24 protein-coding genes are annotated in these 23,267 nt (G+C 65.9%); 13 read left to right on the forward strand and 11 right to left on the reverse strand.

Features of this window, described 5'->3' with window-relative positions; genetic code table 11:
• Positions 1–275: 275 nt before the first annotated feature.
• The 6 genes from ACT17R_RS12760 to phoB all read left to right on the forward strand — a co-directional run bounded on the left by ACT17R_RS12760 (position 276) and on the right by phoB (position 6,474).
• A complete protein-coding gene (locus tag ACT17R_RS12760) occupies positions 276–1,337 on the forward strand; it encodes a substrate-binding domain-containing protein (RefSeq protein WP_058812041.1) in 1,062 nt (353 codons plus the stop codon).
• A 258-nt stretch (positions 1,338–1,595) separates the two neighbouring features.
• Positions 1,596–2,972 carry a phosphate ABC transporter permease subunit PstC gene (pstC, locus tag ACT17R_RS12765; RefSeq protein ID WP_444809554.1) on the forward strand — a complete coding sequence of 459 codons (1,377 nt, stop codon included), beginning with the start codon at positions 1,596–1,598 and terminating at the stop codon, positions 2,970–2,972.
• Positions 2,965–4,221 carry a phosphate ABC transporter permease PstA gene (gene pstA / locus ACT17R_RS12770; RefSeq protein ID WP_444809555.1) on the forward strand — a complete coding sequence of 419 codons (1,257 nt, stop codon included), beginning with the start codon at positions 2,965–2,967 and terminating at the stop codon, positions 4,219–4,221. The genes pstC and pstA overlap by 8 nt, the downstream gene beginning before the upstream one ends.
• A gap of 17 nt (positions 4,222–4,238) precedes the next feature.
• Entirely contained in the window at positions 4,239–5,021 is a 783-nt protein-coding gene (gene pstB, locus ACT17R_RS12775; RefSeq protein ID WP_058812153.1) for a phosphate ABC transporter ATP-binding protein PstB, read from the forward strand.
• A gap of 41 nt (positions 5,022–5,062) precedes the next feature.
• Entirely contained in the window at positions 5,063–5,776 is a 714-nt protein-coding gene (gene phoU / locus ACT17R_RS12780; protein WP_003039083.1) for a phosphate signaling complex protein PhoU, read from the forward strand.
• Positions 5,776–6,474, forward strand: a complete 699-nt coding sequence (gene phoB / locus ACT17R_RS12785; protein ID WP_058812037.1) for a phosphate regulon transcriptional regulator PhoB — start codon at positions 5,776–5,778, stop codon at positions 6,472–6,474. The genes phoU and phoB overlap by 1 nt, the downstream gene beginning before the upstream one ends.
• A 442-nt stretch (positions 6,475–6,916) precedes the next feature.
• Here the strand turns inward: phoB and ACT17R_RS12790 are convergent, their stop codons facing one another.
• Both ACT17R_RS12790 and ACT17R_RS12795 read right to left on the reverse strand, forming a co-directional pair.
• Positions 6,917–7,948 (reverse strand): IS110 family transposase, encoded by a 1,032-nt coding sequence (locus ACT17R_RS12790; protein WP_444809475.1) that lies wholly within the window; start codon positions 7,946–7,948, stop codon positions 6,917–6,919.
• Between the two features lie 96 nt (positions 7,949–8,044).
• A complete protein-coding gene (locus ACT17R_RS12795; RefSeq protein ID WP_444809556.1) occupies positions 8,045–9,430 on the reverse strand; it encodes an OprO/OprP family phosphate-selective porin in 1,386 nt (461 codons plus the stop codon).
• A gap of 218 nt (positions 9,431–9,648) precedes the next feature.
• On the opposite strand from ACT17R_RS12795, the gene ACT17R_RS12800 reads away from it, so the two are divergent.
• A complete protein-coding gene (locus ACT17R_RS12800; RefSeq protein WP_444809557.1) occupies positions 9,649–10,551 on the forward strand; it encodes an SDR family oxidoreductase in 903 nt (300 codons plus the stop codon).
• A 219-nt stretch (positions 10,552–10,770) separates the two neighbouring features.
• Positions 10,771–11,835 carry a hypothetical protein gene (locus ACT17R_RS12805; protein WP_444809558.1) on the forward strand — a complete coding sequence of 355 codons (1,065 nt, stop codon included), beginning with the start codon at positions 10,771–10,773 and terminating at the stop codon, positions 11,833–11,835.
• Here ACT17R_RS12805 and ACT17R_RS12810 read toward each other — a convergent pair.
• The 7 genes from ACT17R_RS12810 to eno form a co-directional block, all read right to left on the reverse strand.
• Positions 11,807–12,160, reverse strand: coding sequence for a DUF2794 domain-containing protein (locus ACT17R_RS12810; protein WP_003039097.1), 354 nt, complete (start codon positions 12,158–12,160; stop codon positions 11,807–11,809). The two genes, ACT17R_RS12805 and ACT17R_RS12810, sit on opposite strands and share 29 nt — an antisense overlap.
• A complete protein-coding gene (epsC, locus tag ACT17R_RS12815; RefSeq protein WP_444809559.1) occupies positions 12,160–12,879 on the reverse strand; it encodes a serine O-acetyltransferase EpsC in 720 nt (239 codons plus the stop codon). Before epsC ends, ACT17R_RS12810 begins: the two co-directional genes overlap by 1 nt.
• Before the next feature lie 106 nt (positions 12,880–12,985).
• The gene (locus ACT17R_RS12820) at positions 12,986–13,618 is read right to left on the reverse strand and encodes a hypothetical protein (protein ID WP_444809560.1); all 633 of its coding nucleotides are present in this window, start codon (positions 13,616–13,618) and stop codon (positions 12,986–12,988) included.
• Positions 13,619–13,763: 145 nt separating this feature from the next.
• Positions 13,764–15,140, reverse strand: a complete 1,377-nt coding sequence (locus tag ACT17R_RS12825; protein WP_444809561.1) for a pyruvate dehydrogenase complex E1 component subunit beta — start codon at positions 15,138–15,140, stop codon at positions 13,764–13,766.
• A gap of 1 nt (position 15,141) precedes the next feature.
• Positions 15,142–16,212 (reverse strand): pyruvate dehydrogenase (acetyl-transferring) E1 component subunit alpha, encoded by a 1,071-nt coding sequence (gene pdhA, locus ACT17R_RS12830; protein ID WP_003039108.1) that lies wholly within the window; start codon positions 16,210–16,212, stop codon positions 15,142–15,144.
• Between the two features lie 129 nt (positions 16,213–16,341).
• Entirely contained in the window at positions 16,342–16,701 is a 360-nt protein-coding gene (locus tag ACT17R_RS12835; protein ID WP_058812028.1) for an FtsB family cell division protein, read from the reverse strand.
• Between the two features lie 123 nt (positions 16,702–16,824).
• Complete coding sequence (eno, locus tag ACT17R_RS12840; protein ID WP_320249935.1) at positions 16,825–18,099, reverse strand: phosphopyruvate hydratase; 1,275 nt, start codon at positions 18,097–18,099, stop codon at positions 16,825–16,827.
• A gap of 180 nt (positions 18,100–18,279) precedes the next feature.
• On the opposite strand from eno, the gene ACT17R_RS12845 reads away from it, so the two are divergent.
• The 5 genes from ACT17R_RS12845 to ACT17R_RS12865 all read left to right on the forward strand — a co-directional run bounded on the left by ACT17R_RS12845 (position 18,280) and on the right by ACT17R_RS12865 (position 20,392).
• Positions 18,280–18,855: a hypothetical protein gene (locus ACT17R_RS12845; protein WP_040589091.1), complete on the forward strand. Its 576-nt coding sequence runs from the start codon at positions 18,280–18,282 to the stop codon at positions 18,853–18,855.
• Between the two features lie 7 nt (positions 18,856–18,862).
• A complete protein-coding gene (locus tag ACT17R_RS12850; RefSeq protein ID WP_003039121.1) occupies positions 18,863–19,327 on the forward strand; it encodes a phage holin family protein in 465 nt (154 codons plus the stop codon).
• Positions 19,327–19,713, forward strand: a complete 387-nt coding sequence (locus ACT17R_RS12855) for a hypothetical protein (RefSeq protein WP_444809562.1) — start codon at positions 19,327–19,329, stop codon at positions 19,711–19,713. Before ACT17R_RS12850 ends, ACT17R_RS12855 begins: the two co-directional genes overlap by 1 nt.
• Positions 19,694–20,083 carry a hypothetical protein gene (locus tag ACT17R_RS12860; RefSeq protein WP_444809563.1) on the forward strand — a complete coding sequence of 130 codons (390 nt, stop codon included), beginning with the start codon at positions 19,694–19,696 and terminating at the stop codon, positions 20,081–20,083. Before ACT17R_RS12855 ends, ACT17R_RS12860 begins: the two co-directional genes overlap by 20 nt.
• A 93-nt stretch (positions 20,084–20,176) precedes the next feature.
• Entirely contained in the window at positions 20,177–20,392 is a 216-nt protein-coding gene (locus ACT17R_RS12865; protein WP_003039127.1) for a DUF4170 domain-containing protein, read from the forward strand.
• A gap of 55 nt (positions 20,393–20,447) precedes the next feature.
• Here ACT17R_RS12865 and ACT17R_RS12870 read toward each other — a convergent pair whose 3' ends face one another.
• Positions 20,448–20,726, reverse strand: a complete 279-nt coding sequence (locus tag ACT17R_RS12870; RefSeq protein WP_003039130.1) for an ETC complex I subunit — start codon at positions 20,724–20,726, stop codon at positions 20,448–20,450.
• Positions 20,727–20,792: 66 nt separating this feature from the next.
• Positions 20,793–23,267, reverse strand: coding sequence for an ATP-dependent helicase HrpB (hrpB, locus tag ACT17R_RS12875; protein WP_444809564.1), 2,475 nt, complete (start codon positions 23,265–23,267; stop codon positions 20,793–20,795).

Genomic DNA, 23,267 nt, shown 5'->3' on the forward strand with positions numbered 1-23,267 from the left:
AGCCAGAAATGGCAACGCAGACTTGCCGGGTAGTCACAAGTTTAAGGAATTTATAGCTGCTCTCTATAAAGAGAGCGCAATATCTAGCAACGACTTGGATGCGTTGACCGAAGAATTCGATTTTGAGAGGTATCGGCCTTAATCGACTGACTCCCATGACACTTCCATGACACTCCCTGTCACAAACGCGTCACACAAAACCCCCATTGGCGGCTCAGCGAGTCGCCGCGGGGGTGGCGGCTTGGTTCGGTAACGACCCCCGACAGGATCATTTCATGGTGAAGAAATTTGCCCGCACCACCGGCCTGCTCGCCTGCGCCGCGACCGCCGCGCTGGCGCTTTCGGCGTGTCAGGATCAGGCCTCCTCGGGCGGCGCCGCGCGCGATTATATCAGCGCCGTCGGCTCCTCGACCGTCTATCCCTTTGCCACCGCGGTCGGCGAAAAATTCGCCGAAGCGACGGGCAACAAGACGCCGAAGATCGATTCGACCGGCACCGGCGGCGGCTTCGAACGCTTTTGCCAGGGCGTCGGCGGCGACACCCCCGACATCTCGAACGCCTCGCGCCGCATGAAGAAGAAGGAATTCGACACCTGCGTCAAGAATGGCGTCAAGGACATCGTCGAAATCCAGGTCGGCATCGACGGCATCGCGCTGGGCGAAGCGCAGCGCGGCCCCGGCTTCAAGCTGACCGAGGAAGATGTCTATAAGGCGCTCGCGGCGAACCCCTATGGCAAGCCGAACACCGCCAAGACGTGGAAAGACGTCAACCCGGCGCTGCCCGCGGTCGGCATTTCGGTCTTCGGCCCGCCGTCGACCAGCGGCACCTATGACGCGTTCAAGGAACTGATCATGGGCAAGGGCTGCGACGCCGACCCCGCGATGAAGGCGCTGAAGGACAGCGACAAGGACAAGCATGAAGCGGTGTGCACCGGCCTGCGCGGCGCGCCCTTCTATGTCGAACAGGGCGAGAATGATAATCTGATCATCTCGAAGCTCGACAAGAATCCCGACAGCCTGGGCATCTTCGGCTTTTCGTACCTCGATGCGAACAAGGACAAGATCAAGGCGGTTCCGGTGCAGGGCGTCAGCCCGACCTATGACACGATCGCCGGCGGCAGCTATCCCGGCGCGCGCCCGCTGTTCATCTATGTCAAGAAGGCGCATGTCGGCGTGATCCCCGGCCTGGCCGAATATGTCGCCGAATTCCTGAAGGGTGCGGCGAAGGACGGCTATCTGGCCGCCAAGGGCCTGGTGATCTCGCCCCCCGACGTGTCGGCGAAGGCCGCCGCCGCGGCGAAGGACATGACGCCGCTCGACGGTTCGGAGCTTAAATAATCTCCCCCGCCGGCGGCCGGGACGCGGGGGGCCACATCCCCCTGCCCCCGGCCGCCGCTTTTTGGGTCGCTCCCATCCCGTTCGTGTCGAGCGAAGTCGAGACACCCGTCGGGTAAGCGCATGGTCGAGGGGCATCTCGACTTCGCTCGATGCGAACGGACCAGAATGCGAGCGGATCGGAAATTATGACGCCGAGTCATCAAATTGCCACGCGCGGCCGCTTTGGGTTGCGGCGGGCCAGACGATAACGGGGACGATGTGACTTTCAACGCCGCCGCCTTATTGCTCCTGATCGGGGGGCTTGCGCTGATCGGCTGGCTGGCTGGCCGGGCGCGCTCGGCGCTGCTCGCGGGCCGCGCGGGCACCCGGCTGCATTCGCGGCCGCAATATCATGGCTGGTATGTCGCGCTGTGGCTGTTCGCGCCCGCCGCGATCTTCCTTGCCGTCTGGTCGAGCATGTCGCCGGCGCTGATCACCAACGCCGTGCTCGCCAGCCCCGAGGCGCAGAGCCTGCCCGCCTTCGGCTTCGAACGCGGCGCGATGCTGTCCGACGCGCGCGCCGTCGCGCAGGGCAAGCAGGCGGCGGTGCGCATCGCCGAGGCGGCACCGCTCGTCAAACCCTATGCCGATGCGACGCACCGCTATGCGTGGATCGGCATCGCAGCAATGCTCGCGCTGGCGCTTGCCGGCGGACTTTATGCCTTTACGCGGATCAAGCCCGATTTCCGCGCGCGGACGCGGGTCGAACGGATCGTGATGGCGCTGCTGCTCATCGCTTCGCTCGTCGCGATCCTCACGACCTTCGGCATCGTGCTGTCGCTGCTGTTCGAATCGATCCGCTTCTTCCGCCTCGTCCCTGCGACCGAGCTTTTGTTCGGCACCTATTGGAACCCGCAGAGCGGCGCGCCGCAGCCCGGCACCTTCGGCGGCATCCCGCTGTTCTGGGGCACGGTACTGATCGGCGCGATCATCGCGATGATCGTTGCGATCCCGATCGGCATGATGACCGCGGTCTACCTCACCCAATATGCGGCGCCGACGGTGCGCAAATGGGTGAAGCCGTGCCTCGAGATCCTGGCGGGCGTGCCGACGGTCGTTTACGGCTATTTCGCGGCACTGACCGTCGCGCCGGCGCTGCGCAATTTCGCAGTAATGCTCGGCGTGCCGAACGCGAGCACCGAAAGCGCGCTCGCCGCGGGTATCGTGATGGGCGTGATGATCATCCCCTTCGTCTCGTCGATGGCCGACGACAGTATCAACGCGGTGCCGCAGGCGATGCGCGACGGCAGCCTCGCGCTGGGCGCGACGCCGAACGAGACGATCCGCCAGGTGCTGATCCCCGCCGCACTGCCGGGCGTGATGGGCGGCATCTTGCTCGCGGTCAGCCGCGCGATCGGCGAAACGATGATCGTGGTGATGGCCGCGGGCCTCTCCGCCAACCTCACCGCCAACCCCTTCGCCAGCGTCACCACGGTGACGGCGCAGATCGTCAAGCTGCTGACCGGCGACCAGGAATTCGACAGCGCCAAGACGCTCGCGGCCTTCGCGCTCGGCCTCGTGCTGTTCATCGTCACGCTGCTGCTCAACATCGTCGCCCTGCGCATCGTCAAAAAGTATCGCGAAGCCTATGAATAGAGACACCGCCCCGACCGACTGGAAAGGCGCGGCGATGCAAAAGCGCATCGCGGGCCGCTACGCCGCCGAACGCCGGTTCAAGGCGATGGGGCTGGGCGCGGTGCTGCTGTCGGGCTTTTTCCTCGCCTTCCTGCTGTTCGTGATGGTCGGCAACGGCGCGCGCGGCTTTACCTACACCCATGTCGCGGTGCCGATCGACTTCAAGGCGATGCCGCTGACGGTCGACAAGGCGCGATTGTCGGACGCCGACGCCGATCAGGTGATCGCCAACGCCGGGCTCGCCGACATCGTCGCCTTTGCCGCCGACGAGGCGCTGGGCAAGGACGGGTCGCAGCTGATCAGCGAAAATGCGTGGAAGGAAGTCCGCACCCGGATCAAGGCCGATCCCGAACTGCTCGTCGGCAAGTCGCTGTTCGAACTCCCCGCATCGAGCGCGGTCGACATCGCCGCCAAGGAAGGCGCGAAGGGCGCGCTGGGCGAACGGGTCGATGCGCTCGAAACGGAAGGCAAGCTGTCGACGGGCTTTCACACGCCCTTCTTCAAAAATGCCGACGCGACCGATCCTGCCGTCGCGGGGATCTGGGGGGCGCTCAAGGGATCGTTGATGACGATCTTCATCGCCTTTCTGATCGCCTTCCCCACCGGCGTGCTCGCGGCGCTCTATCTGGAAGAATATGCGCCGAAGAACCGCTGGACCGACCTGATCGAAGTGTCGATCAACAATCTGGCCGCGGTGCCCTCGATCATCTTCGGCCTGCTCGCGCTCGCGGTGTTCATCAACTGGTTCGGCCTCTGCCAGGCGAGCCCGCTCGTCGGCGGGCTGACGCTGGCGCTGATGACGATGCCGGTCATCGTCATCGCCAGCCGCAACGCGATCAAGTCGGTGCCGCCGTCGATCCGGGACGCCGCACTGGGCGTCGGGGCCAGTCCCGTGCAGGTGGTGTTCCACCATGTCCTGCCGCTCGCCCTGCCCGGCATCCTGACCGGCACGATCATCGGCATGGCGCGCGCGCTGGGCGAGACGGCGCCGCTGCTGCTCGTCGGGATGCGCGCCTTCATCGGCGACGTTCCGGGCGGCCTCTGCTCGCCCTCGACGGTGCTGCCGATGCAGATTTTCCTCTGGTCGGACGAGGTCGACCGCGGCTTCGTCGAAAAGACCTCGGCGGCGATCATCGTGCTGCTGTTCGTGCTGCTGTCGATGAACGCGCTTGCCATCTATCTCCGTAACAAGTTCGAAAAACGCTGGTGAAAATGAGCTCCCTGACCATGACCAACGACGATCTGATCATCGCCGATCCCAAGATGCGCGCCGAGGGCGTCAACGTCTTCTATGGCGACAAGCAGGCGATCAAGGACGTGTCGATCGACGTCGGCACCGACCTCGTCACCGCCTTCATCGGCCCCTCGGGCTGCGGCAAGTCGACCTTTCTGCGGTCGCTCAACCGCATGAACGATACCGTCGCCAGCGCGCGCGTCACCGGCCGGATCGAGCTCGACGGCGAGGACATCTACGCGCCGTCGATGGACGTTGTGCAGTTGCGCGCGCGCGTCGGCATGGTGTTCCAGAAACCGAACCCCTTTCCCAAGTCGATCTATGACAATGTCGCCTATGGCTCGCGCATCCACGGGCTTGCCGCGAACAAGGCCGACCTCGACGTCATCGTCGAGCGCGCGCTGACCCGCGCCGGCCTGTGGGACGAGGTCAAGGACCGGCTGGGTGAAAGCGGCACCGCGCTGTCGGGCGGCCAGCAGCAGCGCCTGTGCATCGCGCGGGCGATCGCGGTCGACCCCGAAGTCATCCTGATGGACGAGCCCTGCTCGGCGCTCGACCCGATCGCGACCGCCAAGATCGAGGAACTGATCCACGAACTGCGCGGCAAATATGCTATCGTGATCGTCACGCACAATATGCAGCAGGCGGCCCGCGTGTCGCAGCGCACCGCCTTTTTCCACCTCGGGACGCTGGTCGAATACGGTAAGACGACCGACATCTTCACCAACCCGAAGCAGGAACGCACCAAGGATTATATCACCGGCCGCTACGGTTAAGGCGCGGGCGAAGAAGGACAGGAACGAGAGCGATGGCAGTTGTGAACGATCATACGGTCAAGGCGTTCGACGAGGACATCAATCGCCTCCGCGGCCTGATCAGCGAAATGGGCGGGCGCGCCGAACAGGCGCTGCTCCAGGCGATGACCGCGCTCAGCAAGGGCGACCTCGCCCTCGCGGCACAGGTGGTGGAGGGCGACAAGAAGATCGACGCGCTCGAGGCCGAAGTCGAACAGCTCACGGTGCAGACGATCGCGCTCCGCGCCCCGATGGCCGACGATCTGCGCGAGATGATCGCGGCGCTCAAGATCGTGTCGGTCGTCGAACGGATCGGTGACTATGCGAAGAATATCGCCAAGCGCGTCGCGCTGATGGACCAGACGCGATCGATCGAATCGATCCCGGTGCTGATGTCGATGTCGGCCATCGTCGCCGAGCTGATCCACGACGCGCTCGACAGCTTCGCTGCGCGCGACGCCGACCTCGCGGTGCGGGTCACGGTGCGCGACAAGAATGTCGATGATTTCTACAACAGCATCTTCCGCACGCTCGTCACCTTCATGATGGAAAATCCGAAATATATTACCGAGAGCGCGCATCTGCTGTTCGTCGCCAAGAATCTGGAACGCATGGGCGACCATGCGACCAACATCGCCGAGATGGTCTATTATGTCGTCACCGGTGAGCGGATGGAGGAGCGCGAACGCGGCGAAACGCCCGAAGACAGCGCGACGGCGGAGAAGGAGCAAGGCTGATGCCGCAGCCCGACCTGCTGCTGATCGAGGATGACGAGGCGATCGCCGAACTCATCGTCTGGCATTTCGCCCGCGAAGGTTTTTCGGTCCGCCAGACCCCCGACGGCGAGCAAGCGCTCGTCCTCGTCGAGGAACGCGTGCCCGACATCGTCCTGCTCGACTGGATGATCGAAAGCCTGCCGGGGATCGAGGTGTGCCGCCGCCTGCGCCGCAACCCGAAATCGGCGAATGTGCCGATCATCATGCTGACCGCGCGCGGCGAGGAAGAGGACCGCATCCGCGGCCTCGAAACCGGTGCCGATGATTATGTCACCAAACCGTTCAGCCCGCGCGAACTGGTGGCGCGCGTTTCCGCGGTGCTGCGCCGCCTGCGCCCGGCGCTGGCCGGCGAGATCCTGGCCTATGCCGACATCGAACTCGATTCGGTGGCGCACAAGGTCGTCCGCAGCGGTCAGGTGGTGAGCATGGGGCCGACCGAATTTCGCCTGCTGCGCCACTTCATGGAGCATCCCGGCCGCGTCTTTTCGCGCGGACAGTTGCTCGACAGCGTATGGGGCCAGGACAGCGACATCGAACTGCGCACCGTCGACGTCCATATCCGGCGGCTGCGCAAGGCGATCAATCTGCCCGGCACCGCCGACATCATCCGGACCGTGCGCTCCGCAGGCTACGCACTCGACGCGGGGAAAAGCGTCTGATCGGGCAGAAGATTCGCTTGCGGGGCGGCTCTGTGATTGACGGCTAACGGCCGGTTGCGGCTGTCGGCCGATCTTTCTTTCATCGTCATCCCGGCGAAGGCCGGGATCTCTACCTAACGGAATAGCGCACCGGAGAGATCCCGGCCTTCGCCGGGATGACGAAAATAGAGGGTGGCAGCTTCCCATCTGTGGACGCCCCAAAAGACGCAAGCGATTTTTGGAGGTAGTGCACGTAGTCGGATGCGGCCATCTGTCCGGCCTTGCAATGCAGCATCGGAGGCTGCGGGCCCGTATGGGAGTTCGCGGACCGGAACCACATCACCCACAGCGTGCTCGCGGCACAGTGGAAAGCCCTGGTTCTTCCGGCCCCGTCTCGCCGACTGTTGTGCCATACTCTCCTTCGACCGACTACGCCTTCCGGCGACCTCTGGTCCGCCTTGGCTTACGCCGCGGCTGCGACCGGAGCTCTGTAATCCTCTTCCTTCACGAGCACGGCCCAGATGATCCGCGCTGTCTTGTTGGCAAGGGCAACCGTGACCAGCATACGCGGTTTCCTCGCCATCATCTGCTCGAGCCAGGAGCCTTGAGGCGCGCCTCGCTTGCTGGCCTGCAGGACCACCGCACTGCAACCGATGATGAGCAATCGCCGCAGTGTGCGCTCGCCCATTTTGGATATCGAGCCCAGCTTCTGCTTGCCGCCCGTCGACATCTGCCTTGGCGCCAGACCTAGCCACGCCGCAAAGTCCCGTCCCTTGGTGAAGCTTTCTGCCGGCGGTGCCAGAGCCGCCAATGCGGTGGCCGTAATCGGTCCAACCCCAGGGATCGTCATAAGCCGCCTCGCGACGGCATCCTCACGAGCCCGCCGCGCAATCTCCTTGTCGAGATCGCCGATCTTCTCGTTCAGCTCCTCCAGCAGGTCGAGCATCGTGCGGAACATCGCCCTGGCTGCCTCGGGTAGCGACGAGGCCATCTCGTCCTCAAGCAGATCGCCGAGCATCGCGACATGCGAGGGACCCTTGGGCGCTACCCAGCCATATTCGGTAAGATGACCTCGGATGGCATTGATCAGCTGGGTGCGCTGCCGCACCAGCAGGTCACGGGTCCGGAACACCAGGCCTGACGCCTGCTGCTCTTCGCTCTTGATCGCCACGAACCGCATGCTCGGGCGCTGGGCGGCCTCGCAGATCGCCTCCGCATCCGCCGCATCATTCTTGTTCCGCTTCACGAACGGCTTCACATACGCCGGCGGGATCAGCTTCACCTTGTATCCCAGCCGTGTCAGCTCTCGGCCCCAATGGTGCGCGCCCCCACAGGCTTCCAGCGCGACCGTACAACGCTGGTGCCCAGCAAAGAACTCCAGCAGCTTCCCTCGGCCGATCTTGCGGCTGAACAGTGCTCGCCCGCTCGCATCCACGCCGTGCGCATGAAAAACATTCTTCGCGATATCCAATCCGATTATGCTAACTTCCAACACGGACGCCTCCTCTAGTGGTGTGATAACACCTCCACTATGGCACATCGATGCCGCCGGGGGGCGTCCACCCCATCACCCCAAAGCAGACTCTCCCAATCAGAAGTCGATCTGCGTCCGCAGGCCGAAGGCGTCGGCCGAATAGTTGCGGTCGCCGCTCGTGCTGCCGATCGCGGCATCGTCGTACATCAGATGGCCGTAGTTGGCGGTCAGGCGCAGATAGGGGATCGGTGCCCACACGACCGCGACGCCCAGCGTGCGCTGGCGCCCGCCGGCGATGCCCGCACCGCTGAGGTCGAGATGGTCGTACCGGGCGTTGATCTCGATCGCGCCGGGGCCGCCCGCGGTGATCGGGCGCGACGGTGCGAGCCGGTCGAAACTGCCGTCCTTATACCCGCGGCGATCGCCGCGCGTCAGCACATAGCCGACTTCGGCATAGCCACCAAAGAAGGTCGGGTCGGCAAGGCCCGGACGGCGCGCGGTCTGCCAGAAGCCTTCGCTGGCGACGTGGAAGGGGCCGGCGATCAGCGCCCCCTCAAGCCCCAGTCCGCGCTCGCTCGTCGCGGTGAATGTGCCGGTGTCGACAAGCCGGCTGTTCGTCGTGTGGACAAAGGGCCGCGCGGCATAGCGCACCGCGCTCGGTCCGTCGTTCGCCTTGCGCCAGTGCGCCGATGCCCCGAGGTGAAGCTGGGTATCGCCGAAGCGGGGCATCCACACTACCCGGCCGTCGACGCTCATACTATTGTCCGAATCGCTCAGCAGGTCGTTGGCATTGTCGCCGAACACCCCGCCCTGCACGAGCAGCGCCTTGCCCTTATACTGGCCCGACAGGCCGACGCGCCGCTCGAATCCGAACGCTTGGGTAAAGGCGGCGCGCTCGGCAAAGCTGGTGAAGAGGTCGCTCGTCATTTCCTCGAGCGACCAGAAAGGTTTGATCTGCCCGGCGGTGATCGAGAGCGGGCCGGTGCCATAGGTCAGATAGACGTCGGTCAGTTCGACCGAGCTGTTCGCGACATCGGCCTCGACGCGGTAGCTGATTCCGCCCGGAATCTTGCCGTCGACGCCCAGATAGACGCGGCGGAATTCGGTCGCGAGGCCGCCATGCGTGTCGGTAACGCCCGGCGGCGCGTCGATGCTGGCAAGATCGAGCTGGATGCGGCCGCGCGGCTTGAAGCTCCAGCCATCGGCGGTCTTGATCTCGGGCGCGCCCTTCCACGCGATGTCCGGGCCGGGTTTCGCGGGGGCTGCCGCGGCCGTTACCGGGGCGAGTGCTGGCGTCGCTGCGGTCACCGTGCCCGATGGAACGGCGCCCGGCGCGGTCGCGGCATCGAGGCGGTCTTCGAGCGTCTCGACCTTGGCCTTGAGGGCAGCCAGTTCGGCGCGCAGCGCGGCGGCTTCCTCCGCACTCATCGCCTGCGCATGCGCGGTCGTGGGGATGCAGAACATCGTCGTCGCCAACAGGGCGGCGGTCAGGGTCGGACGCATGCAGAAGGCTCCATTGCGAAAAGGTGACGATCCGGTGGCGCTGTTATGACGGTCAGATGACAGTCGCACGTCATTTCGGTTACATTTCGATGACAGATGACATTTTGTTGCACCCGCCAAAATTGCCCCTCCCCCCTTGCCTGCCCGCCGCGAGCGGTTAAGGACGTGCCAGTTTTCTTGGGCAACCTTTTGCGGGATGCCCCCGATAGGAGATCAGCATGACGATCAAATTTGACGGCCGCGTTGCCATTGTCACCGGCGCCGGCGGCGGCCTGGGCCGCGCCTATGCGCTCGAACTCGCCCGGCGCGGCGCGAAGGTCGTCGTCAACGACCTCGGCGGCGCGCGCGATGGCACCGGCCATTCGGACGCCGCACTGCAGGTCGTCGAGGAAATCCGCGCCGCGGGCGGCACCGCCATGTCGAACGGCGGCAGCGTCACCGAATATGAGCATATGGTCGAAATGGTGGCCAAGGCGAAAGAGGAATGGGGCGGCGTCCACATCCTGATCAACAACGCCGGCATCCTGCGCGACAAGAGCTTTGCCAAGATGACGATGGAGGATTTCAACCTCGTCGTGCAGGTCCATCTGCTCGGCAGCGCCAACGTCACCAAGGCATGCTGGGATCTGATGCGCGACCAGGCCTATGGCCGCATCCTGATGACCGCCTCGTCGACCGGCCTCTACGGCAATTTCGGCCAGGCCAATTACGGCGCGGCGAAGCTCGGCCTTGCCGGCCTGACCAAGACGCTGCACCTCGAAGGCGCGAAATATAACATCCGCTGCAACACGATCGCGCCGGTCGCGGGCACGCGCATGACCGAAGACATTTTCCCGCCCGAACTGTTCGAGAAATTCACCCCCGAAAATGTTGCGCCGGCCGCGCTGTTCCTGGTGAGCGAAGATTCGCCGTCGAACATGATCGTCGGCGCGGGCGCAGGCGCCTATCACGCCGCCTATATCACCGCGACCCCCGGCGTCGCCCTGCCCGAAGACCAGCGCACGCCCGAAGGCGTCGCCGCGGCGTGGGACAAGATCATCGACCGCACCGGCGAAATCGTGCCCCAGTCGGGCAGCGAACAGTCGATGGTGGTGATGAAGGCCTTGCAGGCGCTCGGCTGAGTGGTTGCTCCTCCCTGCCGCGCAGCGGTGGGGAGGTGGCAGCCCGCAGGGCTGACGGAGGGGCGAGGGCGCATCGGCCCCTCCACCACCCTTCGGGCGGTCCCCCTCCCCATCGCTTAGCGACAGGGAGGATATGGCGCCCCACTGTATTGACACAGCAATACGCTTTCGCTATGCCCTGCATGGGGCAAGGGGATCGGTCTAAGAAGGACGACCCCGATGTATAGCGAAAGCGACCTGCAAGCTGCGGTCGATGCAAAAGTCTTGACGCCGGAGGCGGCCACCGCCTTTCGGACGCATATTGCATCGCGGCGCGACGCCCCCGGAGCGGATGAGGAATCCTTCCGGCTCATTACCGGTTTCAACGATATTTTCGTCAGCATTGCCGCGGTGATCCTGCTGGTCGCCGTGGCGTGGATCGGCGAATCGATCCATCCGGCGCTCGCGGGGGTCTTCGTCGCCGGGTCGGCGTGGCTGCTCGCCGAATATTTCACCCGCCGCCGCCGCATGGCGCTGCCCAGCATCCTGCTCGTCCTCGCCTTTTCGGGCGGCGTTGCCGCAACGATGATCGGCTTCCTCGTCAAGCATGGCGAGGCGATCTTCGGCAATCATCTGAGCGAAACGACCGGCGCGCTGATCGCCAGCGTCATCGCCTTCGTCACCGCGAGCGCGACATGGCTGCACTGGAGGCGGTTCATGGTACCCGTGACGATTGCCGCCGGCACCGCCGCGCTTGCCGCCACCGCGGTCGGGCTGATCCTCTCGGCCGTCGGAATGCCCGATCCGTCGCAGACGCTGTTGATGGCACTGATCCTCGTCGCCGGTGTCGGCGTCTTTACGCTCGCCATGTGGTGGGACCGCAGCGATCGGACGCGCACGACGCGGCGCAGCGACGTTGCCTTCTGGCTTCACCTGCTCGCCGCGCCGATGATCGCGCACCCGGTGTTCCATCTGCTCGGCGTCACGAGCGGCGACAATATCACCAGCGGCGCCGCGGTGATGGTCGTGGGCATTTATATCGTCTTCGGGCTGATCGCGCTCGCGATCGATCGCCGCGCGCTGCTCGTCTCGGCACTCGCCTATGTGCTGTTCGCGATGACCGAATTGTTCCGCACCTTCGGCGCAGTCGAACTCAACGTCGCGCTCACGGCCTTCGTCATCGGTTCGGCGCTGCTCATGCTGTCGGCCTTCTGGCAGAATGCGCGGGCGATGGTCGTCGGCATGCTGCCGGCGGACGTGGCGAACCAGTTGCCCGCTACGATCCGTCCCCAACCAGCTTCATAAGCTTGCGCTCGACGGGGGCGAGCACGTTAGAAAGCTCGTCCCCGCGCTTGAGCACTGCCCCGCCTTCGGAGACAAGGGCCCACATGCCCTGACGGCTCCGCAAGGCGGGGCGTTTTTCTATGCGATATTCGGGGCGTTCGGCGGTGCGCCGAAAAGCCGAGAAGATCGCGACGTCGCGGTGGAAATCCATCGCATAGTCGCGCCACTTCCCCGCTGCGACCATGCGGCCATAGAGATCGAGGATGCGCATCAGCTCGTCGCGGTCGAAGCCGGTCTGTTGCGGCAATGCCCGCCCCGCATATGGAAGGGGCGTCACCGTCCCCATCAGGCGCTTTTCCGGCCTCCCTTGCGGCGCGGCGCATCATCGCCCTCACCCGATGTGGCGCGCTCATCGAGCAGCGTCTTGAGCTGCTTCTGCAACACTTCGAGCTGACATTGCAGGATTTCGAGCTTCTGCGTCGCCGGGTCGAAGGCTTCATTGCACGGGGTGCCATAGGGCACGAAGTCGCGCGCATATTCGGTCGCGTCGAGCAAGGTCGACCGCGCCGGGATGCCCACCATCACCGCGCCTTCGGGCACATCCTTCGTCACCACCGCATTGGCGCCTACGCGCGCGCGCGGGTTGACGATTACCGGGCCTAGGATCTGCGCGCCCGACCCGACGATCACATCGTCGCACAGTGTCGGGTGGCGTTTGCCGCCGATGCCGTTCGCGGGGTCGGTGCCGCCCAGCGTCACGCCCTGATAGATGGATACATTGTCTCCGATCTCGGCGGTTTCGCCGATGACGACGCCAAAGCCATGATCGATGAACAGGTGGCGGCCGATCGTGGCGCCGGGATGGATGTCGATGCCTGTCAGCCAGCGCGACAGATGATTGACGAAGCGCGCGAGGAAGAACAGGTCCGCCTCGAACAACCAGTGGGCAATGCGGTGCATGCCGACGGCGAGCAGCCCCGGATAGAGCAGAATTTCCCAGCGCGAACGCGGCGCGGGATCGCGCGCCTTGATCGAGTCCAGATAGGCGACGAGCCCGTTAAACATCGCAATTTCCCCTGCGACCCTATCTCGTTTGCGCCAAGATAGAGGCTCGGGGGCGGCATTTCCACCCCCGCCACAACACTTTCCGGTCAAAGGCCGGTAAGGCCCGTCAAAGGCCAGTCAGGCCGATCCGGAAAAGCAGCAAGCCTTCGCTGCGCCAGCGTCGTTCGCCGCCGCGCGCCGCGATGGCCGCCGACCAGCGATCGAGCATCAGCAAAGCCTTGCTGCCGAGCAATCCGCGCGGCGGTGCCGCCCGGTTACAGGCATCGCGAAAAAGCTGCGCCGCGGCGTCTGCCGTGTCCTGCCGCCCGGCCAGCCAGACCAGCCCCCAACGCGCCCCGCCCGCGCCGCCCGACAGCGCGAACAGCGCCTCACCGAACGCTGCACCTGCCGCAATCCGTGCGGCGGCGTCTTCGGCAAGCAGCACCGCTTCGGCGGCATCGACCAGCGCATCGAGCCCGTCCTGCCCCGCCCAGCTCTGCTGCAATTCGGCGAGCAGCGGCTCACCCTTCGGTAGCGCGGCGGGATCGGACGCGAGCAGCCCCGCCATGTCGCGCCACCAGGCAAGCTTGATCTGGCCGATCATCGGCTCGCGCGCGTCTGCCAGCAATTTGGTCAACCGCTCCGCGAGCGCCCACAGCGCCGCCAGCGCCTCGCGCCGCGCGCGCGGCACCGCGACCATCACGCGCGGGTCGCGGATGTCGGGGTAGCCGTAGAGAATCGGCGAGGTTTCGGTCGTCATGCGATCGCGCGATAGAACAGACGGCGCCAAATAAGAACCGCTCGCCCTGAGCTTGTCGAAGGGCAGTTCTTCACTTCGACGTTGCGAACGAAGAACGGTGCTTCGATAGGCTCAGCACGAGCGGAGTTCGGGCAGGTTCGGGATGTCAGCCGCGATTGCAAACCGTCTTCGCCGCCGCGATCACGCGCGGGACATCGACCAGCGCCGCCTTTTCAAGATTGGCAGCATAGGGCAGCGGAACGTCCTCGTCGGTCACGCGCAACACCGGCGCGTCGAGATCGTCGAAACCCTGCTCCATCGCCACCATCGCAAGTTCGCTGGCGATCGAGCAGGTCGGCCAACCTTCCTCGACGACGATCATGCGGTTCGTCTTCTTGAGGCTGGCGAGCACGGTTTCGGTGTCGAGCGGGCGCAGCGTGCGCAGGTCGATCACCTCGGCCTCGATCCCCTCACCCGCCAGCGCGTCGGCGGCCTCGAGCGCAAGCCCGACGCCGATCGAATAGCTGACGATGGTGATGTCGCTGCCCTCACGCATGATGCGCGCCTTGCCGATCGGCAGGACATAATCCTCGACGTCGGGAAGCTCGAAGCTGCGGCCGTAGAGCAGTTCGTTTTCAAGGAACACCACCGGGTCTTCGCTGCGGATCGCCGCCTTGAGCAGCCCCTTGGCGTCGGCGGCGTCATAGGGCGAGATCACGATCAGGCCGGGGACGCTGGCGTACCAGGGCGCATAATTCTGGCTGTGCTGCGCCCCGACACGGCTCGCCGCGCCATTGGGGCCGCGGAAGACGATCGGACAGCGCATCTGGCCGCCCGACATATAGTTGGTCTTGGCCGCCGAGTTGATGATGTGGTCAATCGCCTGCATCGCGAAGTTGAAGGTCATGAATTCGATGACCGGCTTCAGCCCGCCCATCGCCGCGCCGGCGCCAAGGCCCGCAAAGCCATATTCGGTGATCGGCGTATCGATCACGCGGCGCGGGCCGAATTCGTCGAGCAGGCCCTGCGTCACCTTGTAGGCGCCCTGATATTCGGCGACTTCCTCGCCCATCACGAAGATGCGGTCGTCGGCGCGCATTTCCTCCGCCATCGCATCGCGCAGCGCCTCGCGAACGGTCAGCTTGACCATCGCGGTGCCCGCGGGGATCGACGGATCGGCGGCGCGCACGGCCGGCGCCGGCTTTTCGGCCACCGGAGCGGGCGTGGCGGCCGGAGCCGGAGCCTCGGCGGGCGCCGGAGCGGCAGCAGGCGCGGGCGCCGGAGCCGGAGTGGCCTCTTCGCCCTCGCCCGAAATCGTCGCGATCACGGTGCCGACCTTCACATTGTCGGTCCCTTCGGGAACCAGAATCTGCGCGATCGTGCCTTCGTCGATCGCTTCGAATTCCATCGTCGCCTTGTCGGTCTCGATCTCGGCGAGAATATCGCCCGATTTGACCGCGTCGCCTTCCTTGACGAGCCACTTGGCGAGCGTGCCTTCTTCCATCGTCGGCGACAGCGCCGGCATCTTCAATTCGATGGCCATCTCAATATTGCTCCACCAGCACGTCGGTATAAAGTTCGGACGGATCGGGTTCGGGCGCGCTTTCGGCGAAGTCGGCCGATTCCGCGACAACCGCGCGGATTTCCTTGTCGATGTCCTTGATGCGATCTTCGCCGATGCCGGCGTCGATCATCGCCTTTTTCAGATGCTCGATCGCGTCGCTCTTGTCGCGCACCGCCTGCACTTCCTCGCGGCTGCGATATTTGGCGGGGTCCGACATCGAATGGCCGCGATAGCGATAGGTCTTGAGTTCGAGCAGGATCGGTCCCTTGCCCGCGCGCACCCATTCGAGCGCCGCCTCGGCCGCGCCGCGCACCGCGAGCACGTCCATGCCATCGACCTGCATACCCGGAATGCGGAAGCTCTCGCCGCGGCGATAGAGTTGGTCCTCGGCCGACGAGCGGTTGACGCTGGTGCCCATCGCATATTGGTTATTCTCGATCACGAAGATGATCGGCAGCTTCCACAGCTCGGCCATGTTGAAGCTTTCGTACACCTGGCCCTGGTTAGCGGCGCCATCGCCGAAATAGGCCATCGCAACGCCGCCGTCCCCGCGATATTTGTGCGCGAAGGCAAGCCCGGTGCCCAGCGCGACCTGCGCGCCGACGATGCCGTGTCCGCCGTAGAATTTATGCTCGACGCTGAACATGTGCATCGAGCCGCCCTTGCCCTTCGAGATGCCGGCCGCGCGCCCGGTCAGTTCGGCCATGATGACTTTCGGATCGATGCCATAGGCGAGCATATGGCCATGATCGCGATAGCCGGTGATCACGCTGTCCTTGTCGCCGTCGAGCGCCGACTGCAGACCGACCGCCACGGCTTCCTGCCCTATATAAAGGTGGCAAAAGCCGCCGATCAGGCCGAGGCCGTAAAGCTGGCCCGCCTTTTCCTCGAAGCGGCGGATGAGCAGCATCTCGCGATAGAATTTCTCGAGCTCTTCGGGCGTCGCCGCATAGGGGACGGGCTCGCGCGGAGTTTCGCGATTGCTCGCGGCAGCTGGGGTGGATGCAGTCTTTTTTGGCGCGGCAGTCTTGCGCGCGGGTGCTTTTGCCAAGGCGATATCCTTTGCGTTTGGCCGTTACGGCAAGGCCCCTATAGGAGAGCGACGCCCCGCTTGGCAACGCCCCGCGGGCATGGCGCGACTGCGTGGCTACCTATGCATTTATCGTTGGGAAAGCGCCGGTCAGCGCTGGCCGTCGGCCTTGGGCGCGGGGGCCGCGGGCTTTTCCGCGGGGTCCATCGGAATGGCGATCTCGTCGGGGTGCATCACGCCCAGCTTTTCGCGAACATATTCGTCGGCCAGATCGGGATCGACGCGCTGTCGCCCGAGCAGGTTCACCCGGTTCTGCAGCTCGTTCTGCTTCTTGGTGAGCTCGGACAGGATGACGCGCTTCTTTTCGACCGACTGGCCGTAATCGCCCCACGCATAAAGGCCGGTGGGCCCGAAAATGATATAGCCGATCATCGCCAGCACCGCGATCAGCGCCACCGTCGGCCCGACCGCCCGGCTTATCGATTTACGGAATTTGTGGCGCTGCGTCATTTCGGTTCTTGAATCAGAGTTGATTCGCGGCGTCAAGGCGGCATCGCCGCATTCGCGTCGTCCCGGCGCGCCATCCCAACAAAAATCGGGACGACGCGTGACTGGTGACTGATCGGGCTCCCTTTACCCGAAAATCGCCGCCCCCGGATAGCGCGCCATGTCGCCCAGTTCTTCCTCGATGCGGATGAGCTGATTGTACTTTGCTAGCCGGTCCGAACGCGCGAGGCTGCCGGTCTTGATCTGGCCGCAGTTGGTCGCGACCGCGAGGTCGGCAATCGTCGCATCTTCGGTCTCGCCCGAGCGGTGCGACATCACCGCGGTGTAGCGCGCCCGGTGCGCCATATCGACCGCGTCGAGCGTTTCCGACAGCGTGCCGATCTGGTTGACCTTGACGAGCAGCGAGTTGGCGAGGCCGGTCTTGATGCCCTCCTCCAGCCGCACCGGATTGGTGACGAACAGATCGTCGCCGACGAGCTGGCACTTGTCGCCGATCAGGTCGGTCAGCGCCTTCCAGCCGGTGAAATCATCTTCGCTCATCCCGTCCTCGATCGACTTGATCGGGTAATCCTTGACCAGCGCGGCAAGATAGTCGGCCATCTGTTCGGGGCTGAGCGACAGGCCTTCGCCGCTGATCTCATATTTTCCGTTCTTGAAGAACTCGGTCGCGGCGCAGTCGAGCGCCAGCACCACGTCGCTGCCGAGCTTGAAGCCTGCCTGATCGATCGACGCGGCGATGAAGTCGAGCGCGTCGCGCGTCGACGCGAGGTTCGGGGCGAAGCCGCCTTCGTCGCCAACCGCGGTGGCAAGGCCCTTCGCCGACAGGCCTTTTTTCAGCGTGTGGAAAATCTCGCTGCCCCAGCGCACGGCTTCGGCGATGCTGCCGGCGCCGACGGGCATGATCATGAATTCCTGGACGTCGATCGGGTTGTCGGCATGTTCGCCGCCGTTGATGATGTTCATCATCGGCACCGGCAGCGTGCGGGCGGAGACGCCGCCGACATAGCGGTAGAGCGGCAGGCCGCGCGCGTCGGCCGCGGCCTTCGCCGCCGCCAGGCTGACGCCGAGGATCGCATTGGCGCCGAGGCGGCCCTTGTTGGGCGTGCCATCAAGGTCGATCATTGCCATGTCAATCTCACGCTGATCCTCGGCATCGAGGCCGATCAGCGCGTCGGCGATCTCGCCGTTCACCGCGGCGACCGCTTTCGTCACGCCCTTGCCGAGATAGCGCGCCTTGTCGCCGTCGCGCAGTTCGACCGCCTCGTGCGCGCCGGTCGAGGCGCCCGAGGGAACCGCGGCGCGGCCGAAGCTGCCGTCTTCGAGCAGCACGTCGACTTCGACGGTCGGATTGCCGCGGCTGTCGAGAATTTCGCGGCCGTGAATGTCGATGATGGCGGTCATGGGTCGGGTCCTGCTGCGGGGCCGAAGGGCGGCCGATTGGAAAGGCGCCCGCCTGTTATCGGCGCCCCGCCGCCAAAGCAACACGTCGCATAGGAATTTCACGGGATTTTCGGCGCGCTATGGAACCAAATCGCCGCGCTTGCTATATAGATTGAGGTAGGACCGCGGACGGCGCGACGTGTGCGCGCCCCCAACAAGAATGAAGAGGACGATGTGATGGCCAAAGCCGCTACTCCCGCGACCAAGAAGGCAGCTCCCCGCCCCAAGGCACCCGCAAAGCCCGCCGCCACCAAGGCAGCGCCGGCCGCGAAGGCGAAGGCGGCGGCAAAGGATCATCCGATCCGCGACCAGCTCGCCGTGACCCGCGACACGATCAAGGCTGAAGCGTCGAAGAAGGCCGCATCGATCAAGGAAGATGCGACGAGCTTTGCCAATCAGGCATCGGCAAAGGCGCGCGAAGCCGCGACCAAGGGCAAGGACAAGGCGGCCGAAACCGTCGGCAGCCTGGCCAAGATGCTCGAGGATAGCGCCGACACGGTGGATTCGAAATTCGGCAAGCAATATGGCGATTATGCCCGCTCCGCCGCGACCACGGTGGCCGGCCTTGCCTCGTCCCTCGATCAGAAGGATCTCGACGAACTGGCGGGTGCGACCCGCGATTTCGTCAAGAAGAGCCCGGCGGTCGCGGTTGGTGCGGCGGCGGTGATCGGCTTCGTGCTGGCCCGTATGCTCAAGGGCGGGTCGAGCAACGACTGATCGCCCCTTGCCCGCACAGAAACCGACCCCTCCACCGACCTCTGCATCGGCGTCCGATCCGCACGGCTTCGGGGGCGTCAGCCACGGCTATGCGCCCGACGGGCCGCCGAGCACGCCGCCGCCGGTACCGCTCGAAGATATCGTCCGCGATCTCGTCGACGATGCCAAGCAGACGGTGCAGGCCGAACTGGCGCTTCTCGAAGCGCGCGGTGCGCTGGCCTCGCACGGGGTCAAATGGGCGTCGGCGTGGGGCTTCGTCGCGGCCTGCGCGCTGCTCGTGGCGTTGCTCGCGGTTGCCTTCGGCGCGATCCTGGTGCTCGCGCCGCACGTCGGCCCGCTGCTCGCGACGCTGATCGTGGTCGCGGCGCTCATCGGGCTCGCGGGCTTCGCCGGCTGGCGCGCGAAGCGCAGTGCGGGCGATGTGAAGCTTGCCCTGCGCAGCGACCTGTCACCGCAAGGGAGTGACGATTGATGTCCGCCGCCCGCAACCGCCTCGTCAACGCGCTGCGCCGGTCGATGCTGCAGCGCACGGCCTTGCGGCGTCAGGCCGACACGGCGCGCGCCGCCTTCAAACCGAGTGCGCTCATCGATCGCGGCAAATATCGCTTGCAGGCAAAGGTCGACGACACCGCGCAGGCGGTCCGCGATGAATTTCGCAGCAACCGCCTGCCGATCGCGCTGGCCGCGGTCGCCGGTACGCTGTGGCTCCTGCGCGAGCCGATCAAGGAGCATGCCCCCCGCCTCGCGCGGCGCATCCAGAATGTGGCGAGCGATCTTGCCGACCGGCTGCGTCCCGCTACCGCGGGCGCGGCCGAAGATATCGAACAAATGGAGGAAGATGATGAAGCCCTTCGGTGAAACCGCCCGCGACGCGCAGGCAAAAGCGAGTGAACTTGCGGAGAAAACCGCCGAAAATGCGCGTGCGACCGCCGAGGCGGCCAAGGCGCGCATCCAGGAAGGCTATGGCCGCGCCCGTGCTGCGACGAGCGACCTCGCAGACCGCACCCGCGCCGCGTCGAGCGAGCTTGCTGCAAAGGGACACGAACAGGCCGACGCCGCGCGCGAAGCCGCCGGTCACGCCTATGAAAAGGGCAAGGCGCAGGCGACCCGTGCCAACGGCAAGCTCAAGGACATCGCTAAGGACCAGCCGCTGACGCTGCTTGCCGGTGCCGCCGCGGTCGGCGCGCTGCTCGGTTCGCTGCTTCCGAAGGGTCGCAAATCCGACTAAAGCCTATGCCGGGCCTACTTGCCCGGACGGCGCGGTGCTGTTAGGGGCCTCGGCCTCTCCCTTCCCCACGCCGTAGCGGCAAGGAACCTGAAAATGAGCAAACTGCATCTGGTGTTCGGCGGGCGCGTCAGCGATCCGCAGGGCCTCGATTTCGTCGACCTGTCAAACCTCGACGTCGTGGGCCTGTTTCCCGATTACAAGTCGGCCGAAAAGGCATGGCGCGCCGCCGCGCAGCGCACGGTCGACGATGCCGAGATGAAATATGTCGTCGTCCACCTGCACAAGCTCTTGCAGCCCGACGCGGAATAAGCGCCGACAGGCGAATGGCCCGCGTCGCCCCCGCAAACCCGGGGACGACGACCGATCAACGGAAATTGTCGGCGTAAGCCTGGATCTTGAGCGTGCGCACCGGGGTCGGCATGACCTCGACCTCGATCCCGTTCTTCGCCGCATAGGCAATCGCTTCGTCGCGCGTTGCGAAGCTCAGACGAAGCTGCCGCTGCGTATCGCCGCTACCCGCCCATCCCATCAGCGGATCGGCCTTCCGCGCTTCGGCGGGGGCATATTCCAGGAACCAGCGCTGGGTGCCGGCACGGCCCGACTGCATCGCATTCTTGGGCTTCTGGAAAATACGCGCTTTCATCGGAGAGTCCCTGACTGGATTGCTATGCCGTCGCCTTAGCGGCTCTGTCGCGCCGCGAAAAGGGGGCTATTGCGCATCGCGCCGCGCCTGTGCCGCCTTGGTCAGCAACGTCGGGCGCGCGGTCGCCGGATCGTCGGGCCAGCTATGCTTGGGATAGCGGCCGCGCATTTCCTTCGCGACCTCGCGCCAGCTTCCGCTCCAGAACGACGCGATGTCGCGGCTCGTCTGGATCGGACGGTGCGCGGGCGAGGTTAGCGCCAGGACAAGCGGTATCGGCGGATCGCCGACGGTCGGATGGCGCGCCAGCCCGTACATTTCCTGCACCCGCACGCTGACCGTCGGGCCGCCCTCGGCGCCATAATCGATCGCATGACGGCTGCCGGCAGGGGTGGTGTAATCGGCGGGAGCGAGCTTTTCGAGCAATTGCCGCGCCGGCCAGTCGAGCAACCCCATCAGCGCATCGGTAAGCCGGCGATCGCCAATATCGCGCAGCCCGCGCGCGCCATCGAGCAACGGTTCAAGCCACAGGTCGAGGCTGTCGGCGAGCGCGCCCGTCGACAACGCGTCGAGCCCGGCAAAGGACGCGCGCTGGCGCAGCGCCTGCGCCGCGGACCCCCAGCCGATCAGCCCCAGCCCTTTGTCGCGAACCGCGGCAAGCCGGACCGCCACATCATCCTCCGCGCCCGCATCGCGCCCGGCCTTGCCGCTTGACAGCGCGATCGCGCCCAGTCTCCGCTCGCGCCGGTGATCGACGCGGTCGTTCGCGGCGTCATAGACGCTGGCGCTCTGCTGGACGATGCGATCAGCGAAGATCGCCTCGACCTCGGCCGCCGCGATCGGCGCAGCGGCGAGGATGCGGACGCCGGCGGCATGGCCCTGCGCATCGGCGATGGCGAGCCATTCGGCATTGGCGAGCGGGTCGACGGGATCGATCTTGTAGGCCCGTCCCCCGACGCTGAGATATTCGCCGCGCTGGCCGGCGCGCTGGCGCGCAACGCGGTCGGGCCAGGCGGTGGCGATCCAGCCGCCGATCGAGCGTGTTTCGTCCGTTCGCGGGCCGGACGCCAATCGCCCGCCAGCCCCGGCGAGCCGTCGCGCGAGCCGCCGCGCACCCTCGGCACGCTCGCCCCTGACGCCCCGCCAGCGCCCCAGCCGTGCCTCGACATCGGCGCCGCGGCCGCCGAGGCCCGGCTCGGTCAGCAGGACCGCCAGTTCCCCTGCCAGATCGCCCTCGCCCGCCGCCGCCGCGTCGAGCAGCATATGCGCGAGCGGGACCGGCAGCGGCACCGCCGCGAGCGCCTTGCCATGCGCGGTAATTCGCCCATCCTCACCCAGCGCACCGATCGCCTGCAACCGCGCCTTCGCCTCTGCGATCGCAGCGGGCGATGGCGGATCGAGCCAACCGAGCTGGCGCGGGTCGACGATCCCCCAGCTCGCGCAGTCGAGCACCACGGGCATCAGGTCGTTCTCGTGGATTTCGGGCGGATCGAAGGGGGGCATCCCGGCGGTCGCCGCCGCCTCCCACAGCCGGTAGGCAACCCCCGGCCCCTGCCGCGCCGCGCGCCCCGCGCGCTGCGTCGCCGACGCCTGACTCGCGCGTTCGGTGACCAGTCGCGCGATACCCGCCGCCTTGTCGAAGCGCGGACGCCGCGACAGGCCGGCATCGATCACGATTCGCACGCCGTCGATGGTCAGGCTGGTTTCAGCAATGCTCGTTGCGAGGATCAGCTTGCGCGCGCCGCCGGGGTCGCGGACCAGCGCCTTGCGCTGCATCGCGGGGTCGATCTGCCCATGAAGGCGATGAACCACGAGTGGCAGACCCGCCGCCTCGACCGCCGCCGCTGCGCGCTCGATGTCGGCGGCGCCGGGCAGAAAGGCGAGCATGTCGCCTTCCTTCTCGTCGGCCAGCGCCTGACGCACCGCCGCAAGCACGCTCGCTTCCAGCCGATCCTCGGCGCGGCGCCCGATATGGCGCAGATCGAGCGGCCAGCTCTTGCCTTCGCTCTTGACCACCGGCGCATCGCCGAGCAGCGCTCCGAAGCGCGCGCCGTCGAGCGTCGCCGACATTGCGACGAGCCGCAGATCGTCACGCAGCCCCTGCTGCGCATCGATTGCGAGCGCGAGCGCGAAATCGCCGTCGAGGCTGCGTTCGTGGACTTCGTCGAACAACACCGCCGACACGCCTTGCAGTTCAGGATCGGCAAGAATGCGGTTGCGGAACAGCCCCGGCGTCATCACCAGAAGGCGCGTCGCCGCCGACTGCTTGCTGTCGAGCCGCGTCGCATAGCCGACCGTCCCGCCGACCGCTTCGCCCATTTCCTCGGCAATGCGCTCGGCCGCCGCCCGCGCCGCGAGGCGCCGGGGCGAGAGCAGCCACACCGCGCCCTTGCACCATGGCTCGCGCAGCAAGGCCGGCGCGACGCGCGTCGTCTTGCCCGCGCCCGGCGGCGCGACGACGACGGCGTTGGGCTTCAAGAGCAGCGCCGCCATGATGTCGGGCAGCACCGCGTCGATGGGCAGGAAGGGCCCGGCGGTCGTCAT

This window comes from Sphingopyxis sp. Q841 (genome assembly GCF_052384365.1).
In the GTDB taxonomy this organism is placed as follows: Bacteria; Pseudomonadota; Alphaproteobacteria; order Sphingomonadales; family Sphingomonadaceae; genus Sphingopyxis; species Sphingopyxis terrae_A.

What these genes read in the sequence shown, in the direction of transcription:
- ACT17R_RS12760 (WP_058812041.1), top strand. Translation starts at nt 276, where the DNA reads ATGGTGAAGAAATTTGCCCGCACCACCGGCCTGCTCGCCTGCGCCGCG.
- pstA (WP_444809555.1), top strand. Translation starts at nt 2,965, where the DNA reads ATGAATAGAGACACCGCCCCGACCGACTGGAAAGGCGCGGCGATGCAA.
- pstB (WP_058812153.1), top strand. Translation starts at nt 4,239, where the DNA reads ATGACCAACGACGATCTGATCATCGCCGATCCCAAGATGCGCGCCGAG.
- phoB (WP_058812037.1), top strand. Translation starts at nt 5,776, where the DNA reads ATGCCGCAGCCCGACCTGCTGCTGATCGAGGATGACGAGGCGATCGCC.
- ACT17R_RS12795 (WP_444809556.1), bottom strand. Translation starts at nt 9,430, where the DNA reads ATGCGTCCGACCCTGACCGCCGCCCTGTTGGCGACGACGATGTTCTGC.
- ACT17R_RS12800 (WP_444809557.1), top strand. Translation starts at nt 9,649, where the DNA reads ATGACGATCAAATTTGACGGCCGCGTTGCCATTGTCACCGGCGCCGGC.
- ACT17R_RS12805 (WP_444809558.1), top strand. Translation starts at nt 10,771, where the DNA reads ATGTATAGCGAAAGCGACCTGCAAGCTGCGGTCGATGCAAAAGTCTTG.
- ACT17R_RS12810 (WP_003039097.1), bottom strand. Translation starts at nt 12,160, where the DNA reads ATGGGGACGGTGACGCCCCTTCCATATGCGGGGCGGGCATTGCCGCAA.
- epsC (WP_444809559.1), bottom strand. Translation starts at nt 12,879, where the DNA reads ATGTTTAACGGGCTCGTCGCCTATCTGGACTCGATCAAGGCGCGCGAT.
- ACT17R_RS12820 (WP_444809560.1), bottom strand. Translation starts at nt 13,618, where the DNA reads ATGACGACCGAAACCTCGCCGATTCTCTACGGCTACCCCGACATCCGC.
- ACT17R_RS12825 (WP_444809561.1), bottom strand. Translation starts at nt 15,140, where the DNA reads ATGGCCATCGAATTGAAGATGCCGGCGCTGTCGCCGACGATGGAAGAA.
- ACT17R_RS12835 (WP_058812028.1), bottom strand. Translation starts at nt 16,701, where the DNA reads ATGACGCAGCGCCACAAATTCCGTAAATCGATAAGCCGGGCGGTCGGG.
- eno (WP_320249935.1), bottom strand. Translation starts at nt 18,099, where the DNA reads ATGACCGCCATCATCGACATTCACGGCCGCGAAATTCTCGACAGCCGC.
- ACT17R_RS12855 (WP_444809562.1), top strand. Translation starts at nt 19,327, where the DNA reads ATGTCCGCCGCCCGCAACCGCCTCGTCAACGCGCTGCGCCGGTCGATG.
- ACT17R_RS12860 (WP_444809563.1), top strand. Translation starts at nt 19,694, where the DNA reads ATGATGAAGCCCTTCGGTGAAACCGCCCGCGACGCGCAGGCAAAAGCG.
- ACT17R_RS12865 (WP_003039127.1), top strand. Translation starts at nt 20,177, where the DNA reads ATGAGCAAACTGCATCTGGTGTTCGGCGGGCGCGTCAGCGATCCGCAG.
- ACT17R_RS12870 (WP_003039130.1), bottom strand. Translation starts at nt 20,726, where the DNA reads ATGAAAGCGCGTATTTTCCAGAAGCCCAAGAATGCGATGCAGTCGGGC.
- hrpB (WP_444809564.1), bottom strand. Translation starts at nt 23,267, where the DNA reads ATGACGACCGCCGGGCCCTTCCTGCCCATCGACGCGGTGCTGCCCGAC.